The following is a 3,764-nucleotide window of genomic DNA, read 5'->3' on the forward strand; positions in this document are numbered from 1 at the left end:
ATGCCATGAGACAATCCGTGTTTAGTTTGAGCCACTTGCTGTAATTGGCTCAACAATGCGTGATCAAATTCTGAGTTAAGCTTCGCATTTACAGGTAAATACCACCAGTTTGATTGTGCAAAATCGCGACATTTAACCGCATCTTTTTCAGTCATTAATAATGAATGCTGTACGGATAAGTCACTTAATTGCTTTTGATCAAAAGCTTGGTGATCTGCGAACTCAACTGTTTTTACTACTTTATAGCCTAACTGGCTAATACTATTAAAGAAACGTTGCGGGTTACCAATACCAGCCATCGCAACGACACTATTTTGCTGATTAAACTTATCTTGTAGATTGTTGTCAACCAGACAAAGCGGTGCAGGTTCTAGTGCCATCAGCACTTCACCGTTTTGAGCTGGTCCGCCATTATTTATCACAAAATCAACTGAATTTAACCGCCACAAACCTTCACGTAAAGGACCGGCGGGTAACAAGCAGTGATTGCCATAACGACGCTCTCCATCCACTAAAGCAATTTCGATATCGCGGCCTAAGGCATAATGTTGTAAGCCATCATCACTAATAATTACATCAACATCAAAGTCTGTTAATAATGTTTGCGCAGCGCTCACTCTCTTGGCGCCGACAACCATAGGCACTTGAGTGCGAGCCACTATCATTGCAGGCTCATCACCTACATCACTGGCTTTTGCATTAGGAGTAACAGCAACAACACCATCAACATTAACCCCATAACCTCGGCTTATTACACCTGGCTTGTAACCGTGTTGGCGTAACAGTTCAATTAAATAAATTACTGTCGGGGTTTTACCACTGCCTCCCGCGGTGATATTACCCACCACTATTACGGGTACGGGTAATACTTGCGCTTGTTTAAACCCAAAACTAAACAGTAACCGCCTAATATAAGAGATGAACCAAAATATCCCAGATAGTGGCAGTAATAACCATTTGGCCTGATGACCTTGGTACCAAATTCGATGAATAAGCTGTTGCATCACAACCACCTAATCATTATTGACTAAACTGCATCTGGTAAAGATTAGCGTAAATGCCAGCTTGGGCAATTAACTCACTGTGATTGCCGCGTTCAACAATTTTCCCTTGGTCGATAACCAAAATTTCATCAGCGCTTTCTATGGTTGATAAACGGTGTGCAATCACGATAGAGGTGCGATTATGACGAAGATTGTCGAGGCCTTTTTGAATCGCTTTTTCGGACTCAGTATCCAATGCTGATGTTGCTTCATCTAAAATTAACACTGGCGCATCACGTAACATGGCACGAGCAATGGCAATACGTTGGCGCTGGCCGCCTGAAAGCAACACACCATTTTCGCCGACTTGGGTATCAAGACCTTCAGGTAAAGTATCAATAAATTCCATGGCATAGGCTAACTCTGCGGCATGTACTATTTGTTCGCGAGTCACTTCACCTGGGTAGGCATAGGCAATGTTATTGGCAATGGTGTCATTAAATAAGGTAACTTGTTGCGACACTAGAGCGACTTGATTACGAAGTGATTTTAGTTGGTAATCATAAATACTGGTATCATCAAGACGGATATCACCAGTTGATAAATCACCGTAAAAGCGAGTGATCAAACTGGCAATGGTCGATTTACCAGAGCCAGAACGCCCTACTAACGCAACCGTTTTACCCGGCTTAACTTCAAAATTAATCCCATTAAGTGCAGACTTTTCTTGGCCAGGATATGCAAATGTCACATTATCAAAGGTCAACTTACCTTCAACTCTATCAATACTAAATACGCCATTATCAGGTTCTGGCGCAGTGTCTAATAATTCAAATACTGTGGTACAAGCGGCAATACCACGCTGAAATTCCGCATTAACACGGGTTAAGTTTTTAATCGGTTGTAGCATGGCTAACATGGCGCCTAAAATAGCCGCGAACGTACCAGCGGTTAAATCGGTTTTCATGCTATCCCAAGTGGCAGCATACAACACAAACGCCAATGCGAATGAACCAATCACCATAATGAGCGGCTGGCTGATTGACTGTGCAACCGCTAGCTTCATGTTTTGGTAGCGATTACGATCGTTAACTTGAAAAAAGCGTTCAACCTCAGTTTTTTGTCCACCAAACACTAATACGTTTTTATGGCCCTTAATCATCTGTTCTGTGGTTGCGGTTACACCGCCCATAGCAGATTGAATTTGCTTAGACACCTTGCGAAAGCGCTTACTGACTACACTGATAACCACACCCATGATGGGGCCTATCACCAAAATACATAATGACAATTTCCACGAATAGTAGAACATAATGCCTAACATACCGATGGCCGTCATGCTGTCACGGACAATTGAAATCAACGCACTGCCTGATGCACGAGCAATTTGCTCGGTATCAAACGTAACGCGTGAAATCAAATTACCGCTATTTTCACGGTCAATATAACTCACAGGTAAACGTAGGTAGTGCTCAAACACTTGTTGACGCATATCCATAATGAGCTGAGCACTCATGTACGACACACAATAGGTCGACACGAAGTTAGCCACACCACGCAAGCTAAACATTAAAATAACCGCGATTGGGGCCATTAACATAATGTCTTTATTGGCGTTAAAGCCACCGTGCGTTGGTAAGTCGACACCGGCGACTATCGCAGGCGTTTGACTGAAGCCTTCATCAATAAACGGCTTAATAAATGCGATAAACGCTGCATCGACAGCGCCATAAGTAATAAGACCTAGAACAGCCATAATAAACATAGCTTTCATCGGTACGACATAGGCCATCAAACGTTTGAAAACGACCCACATTTCATTTTTAGGTGATGCTGACATTGAATCCAATACTTAACTAGCAAACATGAATAACATTCTACTCTGCTTTAAGTGACTCACCAAATCTAAACAAACGGTTATACCAAAATGGGGCAATTTGCTGACGGTAAGTGGTTACTTTGTAGCCTTCAGTTGTGAAGTTGATGCTTATTTGGCCGACATGGCCAGTTTGTAACATTTTACTGCCTTGTTGTTGATACCTCGCCATAATATCTGGTTTAGGAAACCCATATTGATTAGAGAAGCCAGCGGTAAAAATTGCTAGTTTAGGGTTAACACTATCAATAAAGGCTGGGGTAGATGAGGTGCGACTACCGTGGTGCGGAACGAATAAAATATCGGCTTTAATATCTGCATTTACCGCCAAAAGTGCTTGCTCTCGTGGAGCTTCAATGTCTCCGGTTAACAACACCGTTGACTGACCGTCAAACAATTTAACCACGCAGGAACGGTTATTATCATTACTATTGGCGCTTAAAATATTTGGGATAAAACTCAATTGTACGCCGCGCCACAATAATTCACCGTCACAAGTTCGCACGCTATGTGATGATTCAGTTAACGCTGAGACTGACGCTGAAAAATCAGCAATTAATGCCGCCTGTGGAAATTGATCGACCAACACGTTTAATCCACCAGCATGATCATTATCGTCATGACTCACAACAATATAATCAACATAACGGATACCTTTACTGGCCAAAAAAGGCAATATTGCACGTTGAGCATAACTGAACTCCCCATAAGCAGCGCCAGTGTCGTAAATAATTCCGTGCTGCCCTTGTTGTAAAACCACTGCCATTCCTTGAGCCACATCGATGGCATGAAGTTGCCATGGTGTTTCACCTAACGAAGACGCTGGTGAAAACACTATCTCATGAGTCACTAACTTGTTCATGATGATGGGCAGCATCAGTACTGCCACTACAACGCTATAACTC

The 3,764-nt window shown here is 42.6% G+C and carries 3 protein-coding genes; all 3 read right to left on the minus strand.

Annotation, left to right across the window (positions count from 1 at the left end; all coding sequences use genetic code 11):
• The coding region (gene lpxK / locus CXF78_RS14365) for a tetraacyldisaccharide 4'-kinase (protein WP_102037187.1) at nucleotides 1-1,004 on the minus strand (1,004 nt) is incomplete at its 3' end.
• 16 nt (nucleotides 1,005-1,020) lie between these two features.
• Nucleotides 1,021-2,823 carry a lipid A export permease/ATP-binding protein MsbA gene (gene msbA / locus CXF78_RS14370; RefSeq protein ID WP_102037188.1) on the minus strand — a complete coding sequence of 601 codons (1,803 nt, stop codon included), beginning with the start codon at nucleotides 2,821-2,823 and terminating at the stop codon, nucleotides 1,021-1,023.
• 37 nt (nucleotides 2,824-2,860) lie between these two features.
• Nucleotides 2,861-3,764: DNA internalization-related competence protein ComEC/Rec2 (locus tag CXF78_RS14375; protein WP_145991459.1), on the minus strand; the 904-nt coding region annotated here is incomplete at its 5' end.

This window comes from Shewanella sp. 11B5 (assembly GCF_002836795.1).
GTDB lineage: Bacteria > Pseudomonadota > Gammaproteobacteria > Enterobacterales > Shewanellaceae > Shewanella > Shewanella frigidimarina.